The organism is Sporofaciens sp. SGI.106, assembly GCF_050314255.1.
Lineage (GTDB): Bacteria > Bacillota > Clostridia > Lachnospirales > Lachnospiraceae > Claveliimonas.
This window is the reverse complement of the sequence record NZ_JBNPMZ010000063.1, coordinates 1-533: the sequence shown is the minus strand read 5'-3', so window position 1 is coordinate 533 and position 533 is coordinate 1. Positions and strand designations below refer to the sequence as shown.

The 533-nt window shown below is 45.0% G+C and carries 1 protein-coding gene; it reads left to right on the top strand.

Features of this window, described 5'->3' with window-relative positions; all coding sequences use genetic code 11:
- Positions 1-20: 20 nt before the first annotated feature.
- Positions 21-533: DUF6444 domain-containing protein (locus ACQRCC_RS15585; protein WP_427851660.1), on the top strand; the 513-nt coding region annotated here is incomplete at its 3' end.

Here is a 533-nt window from a genome sequence, read left to right as displayed (position 1 = left end):
GACGGAAGAAGGTGGTCTGATTGACAAAAGATGAAATGATTAAGCAGTTATTACAGCAGGTTAATTCATTAACAGCAACTGTAGATTCCCTGAATGCAACAATCAATGCACAAACACAGTTAATCGCTCAACTCAATCAGACCATACAGGAACTCAAGGAACAGCTTAACAAGAATTCCAAAAACAGTTCCAAACCGCCATCAAGTGATGGCTTTAAAAAGCCTACCCCAAAGAGTCTCCGTAAGCCATCAGGCAAAAAAGCTGGCGGTCAAAATGGACACCAGGGGACACATCTGGCGGTGATAACAGCTCCGGATGAAATCGTCACACATATGCCTTCTGCATGTGAAGGATGCCCGCATTATCAGATATGTAAAGGCACTGCATGTATCGCGGAGAAACGCCATGTCATCGATGCAGTTGTTACAGTCAATGTAATGGAACATCAGGCACTGGAACTTCCAGTCTGTATGCTGCATGGAGATACCCGCAGAGGGGAGTTCCCTTCAGACGTAAAAGCAACTGTGCAGTAC